Source organism: Microbacterium sp. CGR1, from assembly GCF_001266755.1.
In the GTDB taxonomy this organism is placed as follows: domain Bacteria; phylum Actinomycetota; class Actinomycetes; order Actinomycetales; family Microbacteriaceae; genus Microbacterium.
The window spans coordinates 2,012,837-2,032,200 of record NZ_CP012299.1 but is presented as its reverse complement, the minus strand read 5'-3'; the positions used below and the strand labels follow the sequence as shown (position 1 = coordinate 2,032,200).

Here is a 19,364-nt window from a genome sequence, read left to right as displayed (position 1 = left end):
GGGCCGCGAACAACGACCCCTTCGATCGGGGAGACAGAGCGCAGGGTTCACGCCATGGCTCTTTCTGGTGGTGCCACTCGCCTTTCTGGTCGTGCTCACCTACGTGCCGGTGGCGAACATGCTCTGGTACAGCCTCACGTCGTGGGATGGCCTAGAGCCGCAGAAGGACTTCGTCGGGATCGACAACTTCGTGCAGATCTTCACGAAGCCCGAGATCTTCCAGGTGTTCTTCGTCAGCCTCTATTACCTGGTCGGCGCCGCCGCCCAACTCGTGCTCGCGCTCTACCTCGCCACTCTCCTGAGCTTCCGCACACGCTTCAAAAACTTCTTCAAGGGCGTCATCTTCTTCCCCTATCTGATCAACGGGGTCGCGATCGGGCTGGTGTTCCTCTACTTCCTCCGCCCCGGCGGCACCCTCGACGCTCTTCTCGTAGCCGTCGGAATCCAAGACCCGCCTCAGTGGCTAGGAGACCCCTCGTTCGTCAACGCTTCCCTCGCGGCCACGTCGGTCTGGCGCTACATGGGGCTCAACTTCGTACTCTTCCTCGGTGCGATCCAGTCCGTGCCGGCAGAACAGTACGAAGCCGCCGACATCGACGGGGCGAACTCGTGGCACAAGTTCCGCTTCATCATCCTCCCCAGCATCCGTCGCATCCTCGGGCTGTCCTTCATCCTCGCGATCGCCGGCGCGCTGTCGGCGTTCGAGATGCCGTACATCATGACCGGCGGTGCGAACGGGTCTGAGACCTTCGTGATCCAGACGGTGAACACGGCATTCAAATTCTCGAAGGTGGGCCTCGCGTCGGCGATGGCGGTCGTGCTCCTGGTGATCGTCCTTGTCATCACGTTCGTCCAACGCCGGGTCTTCCCCGATGAGAAGGGAGGCGAGTCATGACCGTGACCGCAGTCCGCACGCAGGGTGCGCCGCCCGAGCCCTCGTCCTCGCGCGAATCTCGAGCGCGCCGACGCGCGAGCACCCACCGACGCGGAGCCGCAGCGCTGACGGCGACGACCCTGAAGTACGCATCGCTCATCATCGCGAGTCTCTTCGCCCTCGTGCCGCTGGCGACCATCTTCATGCTCGCCTTCAAGACCGACCGGGAACAGCGAACGACCGGACCACTGACCCCGCCGTCGAACTGGTTCAACCTCGACAACTTCGTCGTCGCCTTCGACCAGGGCGGTATGGTCACCGGATTCCTGAACACCGCGATCATCCTGCTGGTCTCAGTGACGGGTACGATTCTGATCGGCACGATGGCGGCCTACGCCCTGGACCGCTTTCGCTTCCGGGGTCGCAAGCTCGTGATGGCGCTGTTCCTGCTCGCGACCCTCGTGCCGTCCGTGACGACGCAGGTGGCCACTTTCCAGGTCGTCTCCGCGCTCGATCTCTTCAACACACGCGGCGCGGCGATCCTGCTGTTCATGGGCACCGACATCGTCGCGATCTACATCTTCCTGCAGTTCATGCAGTCGATCCCGATCTCGCTAGATGAGGCGGCGATGCTCGATGGCGCGAACCGCTTCACGGTGTACTGGCGCATCATCCTCCCGTTGTTGAAGCCCGCCGTCGCCACCGTGGTGATCATCAAGGGCATCGCCATCTACAACGAGTTCTACATTCCCTTCCTCTATATGCCCTCGCAGGATCTGGGGGTGATCTCCACGTCGCTGTTCCGTTTCATGGGTCCGTTCGGAGCGCAGTGGCAGATCATCGCGGCCGGCACCGTGCTCGTCATCATTCCGACGCTCGTCGCCTTCCTCTTCCTGCAGCGATACATCTACAACGGCCTGACATCTGGAGCAACCAAGTGAGCATCACCGACATCACCACCGCCCGTCCATCGACCAGCCGTGCGCTGCATGAGGGATGGAGTCTGCGCGCCACGGGAGGTGCGGTTCCTGCGTCCTTCTCTGGTCTGAGCGTCCCGGCGACCGTCCCGGGCCTGGTCCACACAGATCTTCTCGACGCCGGGCTGATCCCGGATCCTTTCCTCGACCGCAACGAGCACCTGGTGACCTGGATCGGCTCCACTGACTGGGAGTATCGCACCGCGTTCGATTGGACGCCTGACGGGCACGATCGCCACGACCTCGTCTTCGAAGGACTCGACACCGTCGCGACCATCTCACTGAACGGCAGCGTCGTGGCTGAGACGCGCAACCAGCACCGCACCTACCGCCTCGATGTCGATGCGCTCCTGCGGGAGGGAGAGAATGAGCTCGTCGTGCACTTCGGCTCGCCCGTCGCAGCCGCCGATCGTGCGAGCCTCGAGATCGGGTATCGGCCGCATACCTACTTCCACCCCTTCAATGCCATCCGCAAGGCCGCCTGCAACTTCGGGTGGGACTGGGGTCTCGACGCCGCATCGGCAGGGCTCTGGAAGCCGGTCAGCCTGCACGCATGGTCGGGTGCACGACTCGCGTCCGTGCGTCCGGTCGTCACGGTGGACGGTGACGACCGTCGCGTGGCGGTGCACGTCGAGGTGGAGCGCGCAAGCGATGCCGACGTGACCCTGGCTGCCGTGGTCGCCGGGGTGACCGGCCGCGTCGAACTCAGTGCCGACGAGACCATCGCCGTCGTGGACCTCGCTGTCCCCGACGCTGAGCTCTGGTGGCCGCGTGGTTTCGGTGAGCAACCCCTTTACGACCTCGCTGTGATGCTCGAGCAGGGCGGCGAACACATCGCGGACTGGACGCGTCGCATCGGGTTCCGCACCGTCGAGGTCGAGTTGGAACCGGACGTCGAAGGCACGTCCTTCCGCTTCGTCGTAAACGGTGAGGCCGTGTGGGTGCGAGGGGCGAACTGGATTCCCGACGACGCCTTCGTGACCCGAGTCGATCGTGCTCGTCTGTCGCGCCGCCTCGACCAGGCGGAGTTCGCCAACATGAATCTGCTCCGGATCTGGGGCGGCGGCTACTACGAGTCGGATGACTTCTACGAGCTGTGCGATGAGCGCGGCATCATGGTCTGGCAGGACTTCCTCTTCGCCTGTGCAGCGTATGCCGAAGAGGAGCCGATGTGGAGTGAGGTCGAGGCCGAGGCCCGCGACAACATCACCCGGATCATGCCGCATCCGAGCATGGTGCTGTGGAACGGCAACAACGAGAACATCTGGGGCTTCGAGGAGTGGGGCTGGGAGAAGCGCGTGCAGGGCCGCACATGGGGAATGGGGTACTACCTCGACCTCCTGCCTCGTCTCGTCGCCGAACTCGACCCGGCCGGGAACTACACCGCGGGTAGCCCGTGGTCGGGAACGCCGGAGATTCCCGCAAACGATCCTGATCACGGCTCGGTGCACCTGTGGGAGCTGTGGAACCGCGTCGGCTATCCCGCCTATCGTGACGTCTCGCCCCGATTCGTCGCCGAGTTCGGATGGCAGGGCCCTGCCACCTGGTCGACAATCGAACGGGCGATCTCAGACTCGCCTTTGACGCCCGAATCGCCGGGGATGATCCATCACCAGAAGGCGACAGATGGCAATGACAAGCTCACCGATGGGCTCGTCGCGCACCTGCCGCTTCCGGATGACACCGAAGACTGGCACTGGGCCATGTCGCTCAATCAGGCCAACGCCGTGACCGTCGCCATCGAGCACTTCCGCTCGCTGAGCCCGCGGTGCATGGGATCCGTCGTCTGGCAGCTCAACGACTGCTGGCCGGTGACATCGTGGGCGGCTGTCGACGGGGATGAGCACGCGAAGCCCCTGCTGTACGCGCTTCGACACGTCTATGCGGATCGCCTGGTCACCGTGCAGCCGCGTGGCGAAGGACTCGTTGTGGCGGTGCTCAACGACAGCCCCGACGCCCTGACGGAGGATCTGATCGTCCGGCGACTGCGGTTCGACGGGACGGAGCTGGCATCGGCGACGATCCCGCTCGACCTCGATCGTCGTTCCTCCGTCACCGTCGACATCCCTCCGGGGGTGGCGACCGTGTCGTCCCGCGAGGATGAGGTGATCGTGGCCACGGTCGGCACCGAGCGGGGGTTCTGGTACTACGCGGAAGCGCGTGACTCCAGCCTTCCGGCGCCGGCGTTCACCACCGATGCACAGCCCTGCGAAGACGGGTACACGGTCACTGTCACGGCCGAGGTGTTCCTACGAGATCTGGCTCTGCTCGTCGACAAGGTCGACCCTGCAGCCGTTGTCGACGACCAGCTCGTGACGATGCTGCCTGGCGAGACTGTCACGTTCCAGGTGCGCACCAGCGCGACGCTTGATCCCGCCGCTCTGGTGTCGACCCGCGTGCTGCGCACGGCGAACCAGTTGGTCGCAGACTGGGCGCGATGAGCATCGTCTCAGATTCCCCGAGGTCGATCGCGCTGGCGATCGACCTCGGGGGCACCAAAGTCGAGGCGGCGCTCGTCGACTCGGAGGGCGCGATCCTGCCTGGCAGTCTCCACCGCGAACCGACGGGGTCGGGAGCTGGCCGGCGCGAGCTCGAAGAGTCGATCGACCGCGCCGTGCGCGCATCGATCGAGCGAATGCCGGAGACGGCAGCACTGATCGGAGTCGGGGTCGGGTCGGCCGGCCCCGTCGACCTGGGCCGCGGGACGGTGAGTCCGAAGAACCTACCGGAGCTGCACGGTTTCGACTTCGCAGCTCACTTGGATCGGCTGGTCCCCGGTCTGCCCGTCGTCATGCGTCTGGACGGCACCTGCATCGCCCTCGCCGAGCACTGGCTGGGGGCCACCCGTGGCGCAGCGCACTCGATGGCGATGATCGTCTCCACCGGAATCGGCGGCGGAATCATCCTCCACGATCGGCTCATCTCCGGGCGCAGCGGCAACGCAGGGCATATCGGACAGGTGCAGATCGCCACGCGTACCGAGTCGGACTCCGCCGACGACGTCACGCTCGAACGGATCGCGTCCGGCCCCCGCAGCGTTGCCTGGGCGCAGGCGAACGGGTGGTTCGGCGGCACGGGGGAGGAACTGGCCGCAGACGCAGCCCGCGGAGAACCGGTCGCGCGCGCCGCGATCATCCGCTCAGCGACGGCCGTCGGCCAGGCGATCGCCAGTGCGGCGACGCTGCTCGACCTCGAGATTGTCGCCGTCGGCGGGGGATTTACCGCGGTCAGCACCGATTACCTCGAGCTCGTCCGTCGCGCGGTGCAGGACGCGATCGTCTTCGACTACGCCGCCGACGTGATCGTCACCGGCTCGGCACTCGACGGAGCCGGCCCGATACTCGGCGCCGCCGCACTGATCCACCGGGCGGATGCGCTCGGCAGCACCATTCCCGAACCTCTGCACGACCCCAGACGAAGGAGCCTGGCTCGATGAACCGACGCACCCCCCGCCCCCGAAGCACCGGTGGCCGCCGACTCTCGGCGGGTATTCTCGCCGTCACGGTGGCCGCAGCGCTGCTGCCGGCGGCTGCCGCCCCGGCCTCGGCAGCGCCTGAAGACTGGACCTCGCTCAACAGCACCTTCGTGCAGCGCGACGGCAGTCGGCTCGTGCTCGATGGTGACACATTCCGCTTCAGTGGGCCGAACATCTACTGGCTGGGGCTGGACGAGAACGTGGGCGGTGTGGACTACCCGACCGCGTTCCGTATCGCCGACACTCTCGATGCCGCCGCACGGATGGGGTCGACGGTCGTCCGCACGCACATGATGACCTCGACCGGCCAGGACGGCGCGAGCCCGCTGGCGATCATGCCGACCATCGGGGAGATCAACGAGGAGGCATTCGCGACGATCGACTTCGCGATCGCGTACGCCGGCACGCTCGGCATCCGCTTGATTTTGCCGCTCACCGACGAGTGGGAGTACTACCACGGAGGACACCGTGACTTCACGGCACCCTTCGGGCTGGCATCAGCCGACTTCTACACCGACGATCGAGCGATCGGCGCCTATCAGGACTACGTCGACACCATTCTCCAGCGCACCAATGCGCTCACCGGCATCCGGTATGTGAACGATCCGACCATCATGGCGTGGGAACTCGGAAACGAGTTGGAGGGGATGACGGCGCCTTGGATCGACCAGCAGGTTGCCTTCATCAAGGAGCGCGCCCCGCAGCAGCTCGTCGCCGCCGGCCGTCGGTTCGACATCGATCCGGACACACTCGCCGCCCCTGGGCTCGACATCGTCGATGTGCACTACTACCCGCCGACGGCCTCGCGCGTGTCTGCGGATGCCGCTGCTGTGGCGGCCGCTGGGAAGGTATACGTCGGCGGGGAGTATGCCTCGACCGCTGCCAGCACCGAGCTGCTCGAGCCGTTGGTCGAGGATCCGAACGTGACGGGCATGCTGTTCTGGTCGCTGTTCGGCAATAATGACCGGGGCGGCCTCGTGCCCCACGACGACGGATTCACCATTCACGCGCCGGGAGTAACCGACGCAGAGCGGGGTCGCGTGTCGGCGATTTCGGCATACGCGGCCGCCGTCGGTGGCTCATCCGCGCAACCCGCCATCGGTTCTCCCCTCATCATCGCGATCGACCGAGTCGACGGAATCAACACGGTGTCGTGGCGCGGTGCGGGTGGCGCCTCGGCCTACCGTCTGGAGCGATCCACCGACGGAGTCGCGTGGGCGCAGGTCGACACCTCCGTACTGGGTGCGGATGCCGAGTCGGCAACGGACTTCGTGTCGCCAGCCGGCGCGATCTACCGCGTCGTCGCCGTGGATGCATCCGGCGTGGACGCCACGGTGTCGGAGCCGGTGGCGACAGAGGCCGACACGCGAGTGCTCGTCGATCCGCTGGAGTCCTGGTTCCTCACGGAGGCGCACGAGAACGTGAGCATCGTTCCCCGTGCGGACGGCACCAGCGTCGTCGCGACCGGCGACGTCGCGACCATCACCTGGAAGCAGGATCGCCTGACTGCCGCGAGTTTCATCATCTCTGGGTCGGTCGTCGTGGAGTCGAGTGCGGATGCCGTGAGCTGGACGACGGCGTCGACGCAGGCGAGCGATGGAGTGCTGACGGCAAGTGACCTCGTCGGCCCCTACCTGCGAGTCAGCCTGGCGGGTGACGCGAGCATCTCGCGCGCCACGATCTGGTCGGCGGTCGATGCGCCGAGCGGTCCGCCTGCTGCATTCGGATTGATCGCCCCCGCCGCGGGCAGCATTGATGTGACGGCCACCCCCACGTTCGAGTGGGAGGCGGCAGCGGGCGCAGCCTACTACCGCTTCACCCTCGCGAAGTCGGCCGATCTCGCGAGCCCCCTGGTCGTCACCGAGGGTATCCAAGCGACGACGGTGAAACCGGATGTCGAACTGGAGCCGGGGGAGCGGTACTGGTGGTCGGTGACGGCCGTCAACGGCATCGGAACCACCGCATCGTCTGCGGGACCCGCCGACTTCATGATGAAGTCTCTGCCGAGCGATGTGCTGGTCGTGGAGGACTTCGAGTCCTACGCCGATGATGCGGCTCTCGCCGCGACTTATGTGCGTAACACCGGCGGCGGCGCGATCGCTCCCGCCCTCGCGCCGAACCCCGAGACGGGTTCCCAGGCGATGCTCGCCGCCTATGACCTCGGTGGCCCCGGCTATGCGGGCGTCGTGCGAACGTTCGCGGAGCCTCAGGACTGGTGGGGGTATGCCGGCCTCGAGTTCTGGGTGCAGGGCACTCCCGGTGACGCCGTGACCGTGCAGTTCGTCGCGCAGGGCTCTTACTGGGAGACGCTCGCGCCCATCGAGGGCGACGGATGGCAGCGCGTGGAGATCCCCTTCTCCGACTTCGCACCTCCGGCATGGGCGCCGGACGCCGCCTTCGATCCGACTGCTGTGACGCAGCTGGGGTTCTACCTCGGAGGTGAGGGCGCCGGCGAACTTCGGGTGGACGATGTGGTCACCGTCGTCCAGGCAGTGGACCCGGATCCGGGTGAGGAGCCTGGGGCTGAGAATCCTGGCACCGGCGACCCCTCGAGCGGCGGGGGAGGCGCTGATGGATCCGGGGCTGGGAACGGCGGAGAAGACTTGGCAAGCACAGGAGGGGCTGTCGGGCCGTGGATGTTCGTAGGGGTGATCATCCTTGCCCTCGGAGGAGCACTGCTCGTATGGGGACGTCTGCGCAGGAGCTGACGGAAACGCACGCCGACGTTAACGGCCGCCCCCGATGCAGTGGGGGTGGCCGTCAACGCTCGCTACTTCTCTCCCTTGTTTCGGGCGAAGGCGATACGACTCCGGAGTGTGAAGCGTGGATCGATGCCGGCGACCACACGTTTCGGATCAGCGACGAGTCGCGGCGCTGCGCGTTGCCGGACAGTCGGGATAACTGGTCTTATCGTGGCCAATGGGCCAGACGTTGAAGTGAGATGGGGCTGAGTAGGTATCTGGCGTCTGAGCAGTGCTCGAGCGGGATCGCGGGGGTGCGAGCGTCTGCAAAGAGGATCAGAGGTCCTGACGCCGCGATTAGGCTCACGACATGGGACAGGCTCAGCACTCAGGTGGCCCGCGACCGGTTGACGCGAATGAGTGACAGCTGGCTGCCGGAGCATCAAGAGCATGCGCTGTACACCGCTGCGCACATAGATGCGCAGATTCTGCGGCTCGGGCAGATCCTGCATCCATACTTGGCTGCCGACCCCCTCAAACTGGCTCAGAGGCTGACGCCGACCACCGAGGAGGTCGTGCTCGCTTCGATCGCACCGCTGCCGCAAGCAGTGCCCCGGCTGTTCGCGGACGCTCTCAATCAGACCCGCAACCTCATGGAACACTGCCTGTTCGCGGAGGTCGAGTCGCAACTGGGGCGCGATCTGGATCGCAAAGAGGCTGCCCTGATCGAGGTACCGGCGAAGCTCTCAGCGGAAGAGTTCGATGCCTGGGCCTCCGATAAGCGACGCAGACCGTTAGGCGTCTTCGTCCGCGGGAGCGAGCTGTACGAACGCCTTCACCGGCTCCAGCCTTTTCACCGCCGAGACGTGGACATGCACCCCCTGAGACGTCTCGCAGAGCACACAAACTTCGCGAAGCACCGAGAGCCGAGCGTCACGCTGACCCGAGTCGGTCGGGTCGACCTCGAGGATGGCTCACACATGGCCTTGCGCGCCGGCGAGCAACAGGTCGCTGAGGTTGGCAGCGTTCTTGCTTCCGTTCCTCGAGGTACGAAGATGGGCGTCTCCATCTGGCCGGAGGTGGTTGTCCGGAGACCTCACACCGGTACGGTGTACACCCTCATGCACGAGGTGGGTCAGTTGGAAGAATGGGTCCGAGAGCAGGCCGTTCCAATCCTGGTGAGAGGAAGCACAGACCTGCCGAAGATCCCGCCGAACCTCGACCTTTCACGCGGGTACGCGTCGTTCTCCGACGCGTGGAACGCCGCCAGCCGGGACGTAGCCCACACGCGCCTCACCCGACGTATGGCTGGTGAAGGCGTTAGACGCGATCTCCTCGAAATGCTCGCCGAATCCTACGGCGATGACAAGCGAACCGCCTTCGCGGGCTGGCTCAGCACTCTCGACGAATCGGAGGTGCTGGCTCTTTTCGCACCCGTCGGCGAAGCCGCGCTTCGGGGAGATCATGCAACCATCGAGCATCACCTGCAGCTCTGGCGTGAGCGAGCTGGCGTCGCGATTGACGCTGACTCCGCCCGGTAAGCAGCGCACTGCTACCGTCAAGCCATGCCGAAGCAGATGGCCATCGAGGCGTTCCGTGAGCAGCAGTGGGCTGATCGCTACGCGGCTCACGTCGCGCCTGTGAACGAGTACGTCGACGAACTACGCGAGGTGGGTCGAGGCTGGGCGCCGTACGTCGCTCCCCTCCATGGCGGAGTCGAGTCCCGGGTGCTGAGCATCCTGCGCGACCCAGGCCCGGCGACGCAGGACGAGGTCGGCAGTGGGTTCATCTGCGTCGAGAACAACGACGGCAGCGCCGAGCTGCAGGCGGTCTTGCTCGAGGAGGCCGGGGTCTCGCCCTTCGAGTTGCTCCCGTGGAACGCCTACCCCTGGTACATCAACCGCGCTCCGAAGGCGTCAGAGCTGGATGCCGGAGTCGAGACGATCCTGCATCTGCTGGAGCTCGCGCCGAAGGTGAAGATCGTCCTGCTTCAGGGCGGTGACGCAGACCACGCCTGGCGGCGACTCTTGCGCATCGCCCCGACTGTCGAGCGGGATCGTGGGCTCACGGTCGTGCGCACGTTCCATCCGTCGCCGCAGGCGTTGTTCGTGCGCGATCTCGAGGAGCGGGCAGCCCGCGTGGCGCGGCGACGCGAGGCATTCCACGAGGTGGCGGCGCTGCTCGCCTGATCATCGCGAGGGCGTCAGCGCGAGATCGGTGCTTCAAGCACTCTCGCGGCGTCCGCCTGGCGGTCGAAGCGCTGCAGCCACTGGAGGTGGTAGCCGGAGGCTGAGTGACGGCGACCGCGGTGGTTGCCCGCGATGACGAGGTCGGCGTATCGCGAGAGGAGCCCGTCCCAAGAGGTCTCGGTGGCCGGCGGGACGAGCTGCACCTGGGGGAGTGACTCTGCAGCGAGGCTGGATTTCCGGGTGTTGCACATCGCGTGCAGGGTGGTGAGGTTGTCGACGTCGCTTGAGCCGCCGCTGGCGTGGGCGAGCTTGTGGTCGGCTTCGGGGGCGAGGGCCCAGTATGCCGGGTGCACAGTTCCTCGGCGGTAGTGGGCGTAGTAGGGGAGCGCTTCGGGGAAGACGTCGCTGATCGCGACGAGGACGCAGCGGGGGATCGTCCGGCCGCCGCAGTAGGTGCAGAGGAATCCGTCTCGGAGGAACACCCGCGCTCTTGTGCGGTCGGAGACGCGGCGCGACGAGCGATCGGTGATTCCGGCGGCGGCCGTGCCGTGGAGGGTCAGCGTACCCGTCCACACTTCGCCGGCGATGGGGGCAAGGCGCTGCTCAGCCAATTCGAGCGACGGCAGAGCCTCGGCGACGCCGGCGAGAGTCTCGCTGTACAGGGCGACGGCGTCGTCAGGCAGAGCATCAACCGCGACCGTCACGCGGGATCCAGCTCTGTCGTCGAGGGGGCATCCGTCGCGAACTCCCGAGATCGCATGACGGCACCGACTCCGAGGAAGCCCGCAAGGCGGACGGCGTCGTTGCCGCCTCGGAGCCTGTTCAGCGTGAACTTCGCGGGGAACTGCTCGAGCAGATCGTTCTCGTCAGCGAACGAGCTCTCGGTTTTGAGGGCGAAGATGCGGGTGGTGTCGAGCGCGCGGTAGCTGTCGATCGAGATGATCGACTTGTCGACGTCGCCGAAGATGAGGCGATCGAACTGCTTCTGGGTGGTCCAGTGCTGACGGACGCGCTTGGCGATGCCGGTCCAGCCGTTCGTTGCACCGACATAGACCTGTGCGTACTCGTCGAGCACCATCACGTAGAGCCCGGCGACGCCGTCCCAGTTCGTCAAGTCCTTCACCTCGACCATGCCGCGCTGGCTGGCGACGGCCGATCGCAGAGCTCGCTCGAACTCGTCGCGGTCGAGGGATGCGAAGTGGGCCATGTTCAGGTCGAAGTTCTGAAGGGCGCGCTCTCGGTGCTCCTCGCACCACTCGTCAGTGAGGATGCGGTGCTCGGCGTCTTCGTAGACGCTGTCGAGGGCGTCCCAGAGTTCCGGGTTGTCGTCGCGGTGCCAGCGAGGTGACGACGAGCGCTTGTTGATCGTCGCATAGACATCGCGGGAGATGCGCAGACCGAGGCCGCGGGTGCTGCGCACCGTGGTGCCGAAGTGCGTCGCGGTCTCGGTGCCGCCGGCGCGCGGTCGGCCTCGGCGGGGGATCGCCACCGGGACGCCCCAGACCTTCCGAGAGAGCCGCGTCTGCCAGCGATGCCATATCAGCGTGTGCCCGGAGTCGACCAGCGCATGCAGGGTCGCGTTCGCGTCAGCGCCGATGCCGACGTCGAAGATGCGCGCGGGGTCGAACTCTAGGTGCTCGCCGTCAGGGATGAGACCTGCGGTGTCCAGACCCCACGGGTCAGCGTCGCGGACGAGGTAGCCGGCCTCGGTGAGTTCCCGGCGCAGCTCTTGAGCCGCTTGGGGCCGCGGCGCCCACACGTGGGTCTCTCGCGGGGTGACGGTGACCTCGAGTTCCATCACCATCACCGCGATTTGATCTTGCAGAGCACCTGAGCGGCCCCGAAAGCCGCGTCGTCCTCGAGGATCGGCTCGGTGCGGATCACCTTCGCCGGCTCGTCCAGTCCGCTGTCGACCTGACGCATCCAGTACGCCCAGCACAGACCAGAACCGTCGGCCGGGCGGCCGTGCTTGGAGAGGAACTGGATACCGAGCGGCAGCGTGCCATCGTCGAGCTGGACGTGCTCTCGAATCGCGGCGGCGATCGCCGTGGTGAGCACGCGGTCATCGCCAGTGAGGTCGGCGAGGGTGAGCGGCTTGTCCGAGTCGCCGTCCTTCGTGGGCCAGGGACCGGTGACGAGGTCATGGATGGCGGCGATGGTCTCTGTTGCCGAGGCGTCGATCCACCAGCCATCCGGATACTCGATCGTGTACAGCGCACGTCCGTCGCGGAAGGCGCGGGGGAGCCATGAGGCCTTCATGTGATCAGACTCGTCCCACTCGGTGACGATCTCGTTCCAGTAGTCGTCGAGGCTCTTCCCCATCGCATCTGCGGCCGGCTGCAGCGCGCGGCGTTCGGCGTTGATGTCGGTGCGATAGGTCGCCAGCAGCTCCATGAACGCGGTGACGCGGTCGGCGCTGCTGTAGATGGTCCGTCCGATGGTGTCGTAGCGGCTCCAGCTGCCCGGGTCGTCGGTCGATTCGCGCGGCTTCGGGGCCAGGGCACCGTACGACTCACGGGCGATACGGAACGAGGACACCGGACCCGCAACGAGTGCGAGTCCGGTGTCCTGGCAGATGCGCCGAGTGCCCGGCTCAGCCACTGAAGCTGTCATCGATCAGGGCCTGGGCTGCGTTCCCCACGTCCCTCAGGCGGTCCTCGCGGATCGCCATGATCGGGGTGTCGTACTCAAGCCAGGGGTTCGCGCCGATGAACCAGACGCGAGCGACATGCTCGCCCTCAGCCTCGGCGACCTTCTGCCACTGCTCATACGCGAACATGAGGCGCTTGACGACCTCAGCTCCGGGCTGGGGACCGGTCTCCTTCGCCCACTTGTAGGAGGCCTTCGTGTCCTTGGATCCGGCGAGGGTCGACACCAGCGTGCCGCCGAGCGCTGCGTTCAAGCGACGGGTGACCTCGCGAACGTCGAGCTTGATCACTCTCTTGTGGGCGCCGTGCTTCGTGGCCGTTGCGATCGTCTTGCCGCTCATCATCCGACCTCCTCCTCCGTGACTCGTAGTCACACTCTACTCCGGCGACACTGAGAAAGATACGATCGTGCCACTAGAAAACCACTACGTCGACACGAGGCTACGCGGCGCGCACACGTCACGCGTCAGCGGTCCCGGCGATGAATGACTCGACGGCGTCGGCGACCTCACCATGACGGCCCTCGCGGATCGCCGTGATCGGGGTGTCCTCGCGCAGGTGCGGGTTCCCGCCGATGAACCACTGCCGGGCAACGTGATCGCCGTCTGATGCAGACAGGAGAGTCCACTGACGGTGAGCGAACGTCAGGCGGTTCGAGGCGTCCGAGCGCGGCTGGGGGCCGTCGGCCCTTGCCCAGCGGATCGGGAGCTTGCGGTCCTTGGATCCAGCGAGGCTTGCCACAAGCGTCGGGCCGAGGGCTGCGTTGAGCTCGCGCACGATGTCGTGGATGTCCATACGCATGGTGCGGCCGTGTGCTGTCGTCGGGGTCAGGGTTTCCATATCGCCAGTTTACCGCCGTGCTACCCTATAAGCCACCCTAGTTACACCCATATGGTGGGGTCGACGGATGAGCCGTTCATGCGACCGGCTCCGGCGGCGTGGGTCATTGGGCTCGGCGGTGCGGGAGTTGCAGTTGCTCAGTAGGAAGAGTGAAAGTCCTTCCCTTTGCGGCTGTACTCGTTCTGTTTCTCCGAACACATTCTGGGCGATGTACCGTCGTTGAAAATCCATCGGCGGTACACGCCACCTACGGATAATCACCTGTTCAAAGGGTAAATACGAGTTCGAGCGTGGGAGAAATATGTACCGGCGATTGAAGGCGAGAATCCATCGGCGGTACACGCAGGAGGCGTGTTTCGGCCTGATCTTTCAAGGATTTGAGAGGAAGGGAGGAAGGTATGTGACCGATGTACCGCGAGATCCGAGAAAGTCCACACATGCGCGCATGCGCACACGTACGCATATAGTTCCGCCGAAACTGCGGTACATACGGTGCATAGCGCATTTTTCGCAGGTCAGCGCTCAGATCGGCCACAGTGGCGCTGGTACAGAAGTGGTTACACGGCGGCGCTGCACACCCCCGGCGAGCAAATCGTTAGTATCGCTGAACAGGGGTTCTTGTGGCCTCAAGAGGTTGGTCTCCGCGTACCGAATCGGCGGTACACGCCCCGAGACAGAGAAGAAACCCGCGAGGAGCAGATGATCCCCGGGGCTTCATGGGCCGTCCTGGCGCTGCGCGTTGAGCTCGGAGTGAGCGCGTGAAGATCCGACTGCCTCGGAATCTCCATCTACCGCCGGTAGACGAGATACGGGATGGTCTAGCGATCCCGTAACGGGGCGCGTGTCGCCTCATATGCGGCGCGGTGGCGTGCGGTCTCCTCCTCGGCGGTTGCCTCATCTCTGCCGCCGCGGCCAGACGTGCGGCGTCGATCTCAGCAACGATGTGAGCGGCTTCCATGGCCTGGCGGCTAATCCATCGGCTAGCTCGATTCGTCTATCTCGTGCTTGACGATCTCCTGGAGTGCTTCGTTCATCTCCACTCGCGCGTCCTCAGGGCTAAGCTCGCCGGTCAACACGCGTCGGGCGAGTTCCATCGCGCTCGGTTCGGGATAATTCCCTCCGAGCTGCGCGCCCTTTTCGATCAGAGCAAGCGCTCGTTTGACTTCATCAGGGGTCAGTGGAGGCACCGCTCTATTCTCGCTCCAGACACCGCTGCGAGGGAAGCGGGATCACGGGTGATCTCTTTGCATGCGCGTTCTGGACGCCGCGCACTTTCACTACGGCAAGTCGGCGGAAGCGCCTCATAACGAGCCTTTTGTGCGACACCGCGACACAGACGAGCTATTGACTGCGATCGTTCGCCGAAGAGGCGAGCGGACGCCTTTGCTTCCCCGAGAGGCTTTCGGGAAGGAAAGACTTTCGGGAAGGAAAGGCTTTCGGGAAGGAAAGGCTTTCGGGAAGGAAAGGCTTTCGGGAAGGAAAGGCTTTCGGGAAGGAAAGGCTTTCGGGAAGGAAAGGCTTTCGGGAAGGAAAGGCTTTCGGGAAGGAAAGGCTTTCGGGAAGGAAAGGCTTTCGGGAAGGAAAGGGTTCCCGGGAAGGAAAGGGTTCCCGGGATGGAAAGGCTTTCAGGCGTCGCGTCCGCGAAGCCCCGCTGACCGATTCATTTTCTCCCCGGCGAACCGCTATACAGAGAGGATGCTTCGCACTCGTCTTCTCGCCGCATCGGGCGCTCTCATTCTCGCGGTCGCCGTCGCCGGCTGCTCCGCACCCGACGCTGACTCGGCGGCTGATTCCTCGCCCTCGGCCTCGGCGAGCACCGTACGCGAAGTCACGCCTTCGCCCTCGGACACCACGGTCGAGCCCGTGCCGTCCGAGTTCCCTCCGGCGCTGCAGCTCGTGAATTACTTCCAAACCCAAGGCCTCGTCGTCGAGGATCCTCGCGACAACACTGCCAAGGGGTGGTGTGACGCCGACGTCTGGGACTGCTCGGAGTTCTTGACCTCCGAGCAGGTGTCGATCGTCATCCTGCCGAGCGCGGATGGCGCCGAGCGGCTGATGGCCACCGGCAGCGCCTACGTCTCCAGCGACGGTCGAGTCGGACTCTCCTTCGCCGCGCAGCGCACACCCGTCGAGCAGCAGGACCAGTTCACCCGCGCGCTCGAGGACTACCTCCTCACGGCGCCCGCTCAGGACTGAGCTTCACTCACCTCACACTTCTACTAACCGCCCGTTGCCCTCCGGTAGCGGGGGTTCTTCTTTCGCCGGTGTCCGGCGCTCGTCGCACGCCTGAGTGGCCGCCGGCAGTGGGGACCGCTCCTGGCCTCGTGGTGGCCTCGACGTGGACTCGCGGCGGTCACTTCGCGCCCACGGAGGGGCGCTCGATGGGGTCACGAGACATGGTTCGGTGCAGGTGACCAGCGGGAGGCCACCTGGCGACCAGGGGGAGGCCCGCAGATGGTCACTGCGTGGCCACCCTTGCGTCTCGGGGTCAAGTGTCCTCAAACGGAGCCTCGACTGCACTCCCGACGGTCGCGCGGTGGACTCGGATTGGTCACTAGACGGTCACAAGGGGGCGTCTAGTGGGCGGGAAGTGACCATCAGTTCCCGACGCTGCCGCGCCGGATTCAGTCAAGAGTCCGACCGATACGCCCCCATCGATGGTGTGACAGCCGTCAGCAGAGAGGCCGCAGCAAGCTGCAGCCTGCGCTGCGCGAGTGGCTAAGGCACCCGCCTCCGGGCGGCCGCGTCGGGGTTGAGTCAGGCTCGCTACGCTCCCCTGGCGTCGCTTCGCTTGAGCTTGTTAACACGGTGCCACTTGGTTCTAAACCGTGTTAACAAGCAAGCCCCGACTTTCCGGGGACAGAGGATGACCCTGTTGACAGGCTGCCTCCGTCGTTCCTCCTGAGTCAACCTGCCAACAATGAGTTTGAGTCATTCTCTTTACCCCGATCACGCAGCAAATTTGACTCCGATTCCTCGCTGAAGCTCGGCCTCGGGGCCAAAAGAGGAGAAGAGCATAAGGGGAGGTGGCACCGGGCTGCGTTTCGCACTTCGCTTCGCTCGGCAGAAACTTGACCGGTGGTCGGCGCAGCCGACACCTCCCGGGGCGCTTGGCTGTCGCTTCGCTCGTCCCGCTGACGCTGACGCTGGAGATCTCTCCACACGCTCCTCTTCTGACTTGTCGAAGGACGCGCAGACAGAAGTTCCGCAAGCTGCGTCCAGCGTCATCTCGCTGCGGGGAGTGGCCCGGTGTGACTTCTGTGCCGATCGCTGCAGGTTTCAGTGTCAGGTCACTTTGCAAGGATCTCGGGAGTCCATGTGCGGGTCCTCGGCGGACGGGTTGACCGCTAGTGGCGCGTGTACCTGCACCTGTTCCTGCAACGCCAGGTACATGGTCGAGGGGCAGAAATCCCAGTTCGCGGGAGGTTTTCGGGCCGTCGAGAGAAGGTGACGCAGCTTCTGCGCTATTTGCATCTGATCTGCGATTTTCACGAATGTACCTGGTGTACCTGCCCTCGAACGCAAACCTCTATATAGGAGGCCTACTGGCTCAGACGAGATAGAGATGTGGACAACGACAATGTCTTTCTCCTTTTCTAGTTAGACCAGTTACACCAGGTACACACCGGGGAAGAGAAGCTTTGAGGTGCAGAAAGACGCCGATCTTGATGTAACTGGTGGTGTAACTGGAAGCCCTGATTCCGCAGGTACGCACCAGGTACACACCGCTTGCCGCTAGCGGAGGGGCGAACGCGAGTGGCAACACATCGACGGTTGGCATCGTCGTGCGCGTCGAAGTGTCCGCGGTGCTGTGTACAGTCGTGAGCAAGCCTGAATGAGAGTAAAAGGGCAGGGCCAACGCGGGTCCGACCGGTGGATACGCCAAGCAACCGCTAACGGGTTCGGCTACAAGGTCCTCTTGGAAGTTCGACTTCTAAGGGAGATCCATGTCTTTTACCACCCCTGTGAGCACGAGCCTGCTGGACTCGTTGATCACGCCAGAAACGCTCGCCGCCCGTCTCGGGACAACCGAGCGCAGTCTGAGCGAATGGCGCATCACCGGCCGCGGGCCGAAGTTCATCCGAATTGGCCGCAGTCCCCGCTACCGTCCCGAGGCTGTCGACGAATGGTTGCTCGCACAGGAGTATGCAAGTACATCGGAGGAAGCCGCCTGATGGGCAGCGCATACTCGTACGACACAAAGAACGGCAAACGCTGGGAGGCGCGGTATCGCAAACCAGACGGAAAGACCGCTCGCAAAGGCGGATTCACGCGTAAGCGGGACGCTGAGGCGTACATCACCTCGGTGGAGTCCGCAAAGCTGCAAGGCGCGTATATCGCCCCGGGGGAGTCTCGAGTCACGGTCGGTGAACTCGGTGCTGCCTGGCTGACCGCGCATGCCGTCGCGGTGAAGCCGTCCACTTTCCACAGTGACGAGAGCGCATGGCGCGTGCACGTCGAGCCTGCGTGGGGCGGACGCCGTGTTGGCGCCATCCGGCACACGGAGGTCTCTGCTTGGATCGCAGAGTTGAGCGTCGACCGTTCAGCGACGACTGTCAAACGCTGCCATGGGGTCCTCGCATCGATCCTTGATGGGGCGGTTCGTGACCGTCGGCTTCAGTCAAATCCTGCGCGGGAGGTGAAGACCCCGCGCAAGGTCCGGAAGAAGAGGGCATACCTCACGCATCAGCAGGTCGAACGGCTCGCAACGGCGTCGCTCTATCCCGACGTCGTTCGCTTCCTCGCCTATACAGGGCTTCGTTGGGGTGAAGCGACGGGACTCACGGTCGCAGATGTCGATGTGGCGCGACGCCGGCTGAACATCTCGTCGAACGCCGTGATCGTGAACGGACATGTGATCGTCGGGACGCCGAAGACGCACGAACGTCGTACCGTTGTCTATCCAGCCTTCCTGGACGCGGCGATGGCTCGAGCGATCACGCACAAGCGTCCGGACGAGCTGATCTTTCCGGCGGCGAGCGGGGGCTACCTTCGGCCGGGCAACTCGGAGTCCGGGTGGTTCGCAGGCGCATGCAAGCGCGCCCGACTCAAGGACGCGGCTGACGCTGCTGATTCCAGGGCGCGGGGCGAGGGGATTCGTGCGGTCATGCCGCGTGTGACGCCACACGATCTTCGACACACTGCCGCTTCGCTCGCGATCAGCGCCGGCGCAAACGTCAAGGCCGTCCAGCGGATGCTCGGGCACGCGAGCGCCGCGATGACTCTCGACACATACGCTGACCTCTTCGACGACGACCTCGATGATGTCGCCGTAGCGCTGAACGTGGCGCGTATAGGTGCTCTGACTTGAATCATGGGCGGCGCTGTCGATGCCGGGCTGTCGCGCAGGCGTAGAAACCGGGGCCAGAGTCGTGATTTCACGTCGGCTACTCTCTAGTCATGAGTCCCGTCGCCGCGAGTTCCCATCGGAAGGCCGTTCTTCACGGGACGGATCGCCTGCGGCCTGGAACAACGGTGCGCCAGTGGACGACCACCGCCTCAGAACCCATGAGTCTGTCTGTAATCCTTCAGACGGCAGCGGCCACGGCTATTCCGCCGATGAGCGAGCATTCGAGCGAAGGACGCTGCGACCTCGTTGGGGCCGGCTTGCACGCGACGAGGGCCGTCGTGCACGGTGTCGTCAAGCACGCGCCCTCCTCTGCAGGCCGCTCCGGCGAGT

The 19,364-nt window shown here is 65.0% G+C and carries 16 protein-coding genes; 10 read left to right on the top strand and 6 right to left on the bottom strand.

What is annotated here, in order from left to right; genetic code table 11:
• Positions 1 to 67: 67 nt before the first annotated feature.
• From AKG07_RS09860 to AKG07_RS09830, 7 genes are all read left to right on the top strand, one after another.
• On the top strand, positions 68 to 895 hold the full coding sequence (locus tag AKG07_RS09860; RefSeq protein WP_308418027.1) for a carbohydrate ABC transporter permease: 828 nt from the start codon (positions 68 to 70) through the stop codon (positions 893 to 895).
• A complete protein-coding gene (locus tag AKG07_RS09855) occupies positions 892 to 1,815 on the top strand; it encodes a carbohydrate ABC transporter permease (RefSeq protein ID WP_082297886.1) in 924 nt (307 codons plus the stop codon). Before AKG07_RS09860 ends, AKG07_RS09855 begins: the two co-directional genes overlap by 4 nt.
• A complete protein-coding gene (locus AKG07_RS09850) occupies positions 1,812 to 4,292 on the top strand; it encodes a glycoside hydrolase family 2 protein (RefSeq protein ID WP_233277242.1) in 2,481 nt (826 codons plus the stop codon). Before AKG07_RS09855 ends, AKG07_RS09850 begins: the two co-directional genes overlap by 4 nt.
• On the top strand, positions 4,289 to 5,287 hold the full coding sequence (locus tag AKG07_RS09845) for an ROK family protein (RefSeq protein ID WP_053097706.1): 999 nt from the start codon (positions 4,289 to 4,291) through the stop codon (positions 5,285 to 5,287). Before AKG07_RS09850 ends, AKG07_RS09845 begins: the two co-directional genes overlap by 4 nt.
• Positions 5,284 to 8,034 carry a CIA30 family protein gene (locus AKG07_RS09840; RefSeq protein WP_053097705.1) on the top strand — a complete coding sequence of 917 codons (2,751 nt, stop codon included), beginning with the start codon at positions 5,284 to 5,286 and terminating at the stop codon, positions 8,032 to 8,034. Before AKG07_RS09845 ends, AKG07_RS09840 begins: the two co-directional genes overlap by 4 nt.
• 389 nt (positions 8,035 to 8,423) lie before the next feature.
• Complete coding sequence (locus AKG07_RS09835) at positions 8,424 to 9,548, top strand: hypothetical protein (protein WP_150115114.1); 1,125 nt, start codon at positions 8,424 to 8,426, stop codon at positions 9,546 to 9,548.
• Between the two features lie 24 nt (positions 9,549 to 9,572).
• Entirely contained in the window at positions 9,573 to 10,196 is a 624-nt protein-coding gene (locus AKG07_RS09830; protein ID WP_053097703.1) for a uracil-DNA glycosylase, read from the top strand.
• 14 nt (positions 10,197 to 10,210) lie between these two features.
• On the opposite strand, the gene AKG07_RS09825 is transcribed toward AKG07_RS09830, so the two are convergent.
• The 6 genes from AKG07_RS09825 to AKG07_RS17665 form a co-directional block, all read right to left on the bottom strand.
• Positions 10,211 to 10,900, bottom strand: coding sequence for an HNH endonuclease (locus tag AKG07_RS09825; protein WP_053097702.1), 690 nt, complete (start codon positions 10,898 to 10,900; stop codon positions 10,211 to 10,213).
• The gene (locus AKG07_RS09820; protein ID WP_053097701.1) at positions 10,897 to 12,000 is read right to left on the bottom strand and encodes a hypothetical protein; all 1,104 of its coding nucleotides are present in this window, start codon (positions 11,998 to 12,000) and stop codon (positions 10,897 to 10,899) included. Before AKG07_RS09820 ends, AKG07_RS09825 begins: the two co-directional genes overlap by 4 nt.
• Positions 12,000 to 12,809 carry a hypothetical protein gene (locus tag AKG07_RS09815; RefSeq protein ID WP_150115112.1) on the bottom strand — a complete coding sequence of 270 codons (810 nt, stop codon included), beginning with the start codon at positions 12,807 to 12,809 and terminating at the stop codon, positions 12,000 to 12,002. The genes AKG07_RS09820 and AKG07_RS09815 overlap by 1 nt, the downstream gene beginning before the upstream one ends.
• Positions 12,790 to 13,185, bottom strand: coding sequence for a hypothetical protein (locus tag AKG07_RS09810; protein WP_053099243.1), 396 nt, complete (start codon positions 13,183 to 13,185; stop codon positions 12,790 to 12,792). The genes AKG07_RS09815 and AKG07_RS09810 overlap by 20 nt, the downstream gene beginning before the upstream one ends.
• 118 nt (positions 13,186 to 13,303) lie before the next feature.
• Positions 13,304 to 13,684: a hypothetical protein gene (locus AKG07_RS09805; protein WP_053097699.1), complete on the bottom strand. Its 381-nt coding sequence runs from the start codon at positions 13,682 to 13,684 to the stop codon at positions 13,304 to 13,306.
• A gap of 980 nt (positions 13,685 to 14,664) precedes the next feature.
• Positions 14,665 to 14,871 carry a hypothetical protein gene (locus AKG07_RS17665; RefSeq protein WP_150115111.1) on the bottom strand — a complete coding sequence of 69 codons (207 nt, stop codon included), beginning with the start codon at positions 14,869 to 14,871 and terminating at the stop codon, positions 14,665 to 14,667.
• Between the two features lie 508 nt (positions 14,872 to 15,379).
• Between AKG07_RS17665 and AKG07_RS09800 the strand changes: the two genes are divergently transcribed.
• The 3 genes from AKG07_RS09800 to AKG07_RS09790 all read left to right on the top strand — a co-directional run bounded on the left by AKG07_RS09800 (position 15,380) and on the right by AKG07_RS09790 (position 18,995).
• Positions 15,380 to 15,880 (top strand): hypothetical protein, encoded by a 501-nt coding sequence (locus tag AKG07_RS09800; protein ID WP_053097698.1) that lies wholly within the window; start codon positions 15,380 to 15,382, stop codon positions 15,878 to 15,880.
• A 1,751-nt stretch (positions 15,881 to 17,631) separates the two neighbouring features.
• Positions 17,632 to 17,859 (top strand): helix-turn-helix transcriptional regulator, encoded by a 228-nt coding sequence (locus AKG07_RS09795; protein ID WP_053097697.1) that lies wholly within the window; start codon positions 17,632 to 17,634, stop codon positions 17,857 to 17,859.
• Complete coding sequence (locus tag AKG07_RS09790) at positions 17,859 to 18,995, top strand: tyrosine-type recombinase/integrase (RefSeq protein WP_053097696.1); 1,137 nt, start codon at positions 17,859 to 17,861, stop codon at positions 18,993 to 18,995. The genes AKG07_RS09795 and AKG07_RS09790 overlap by 1 nt, the downstream gene beginning before the upstream one ends.
• Positions 18,996 to 19,364 lie beyond the last annotated feature (369 nt).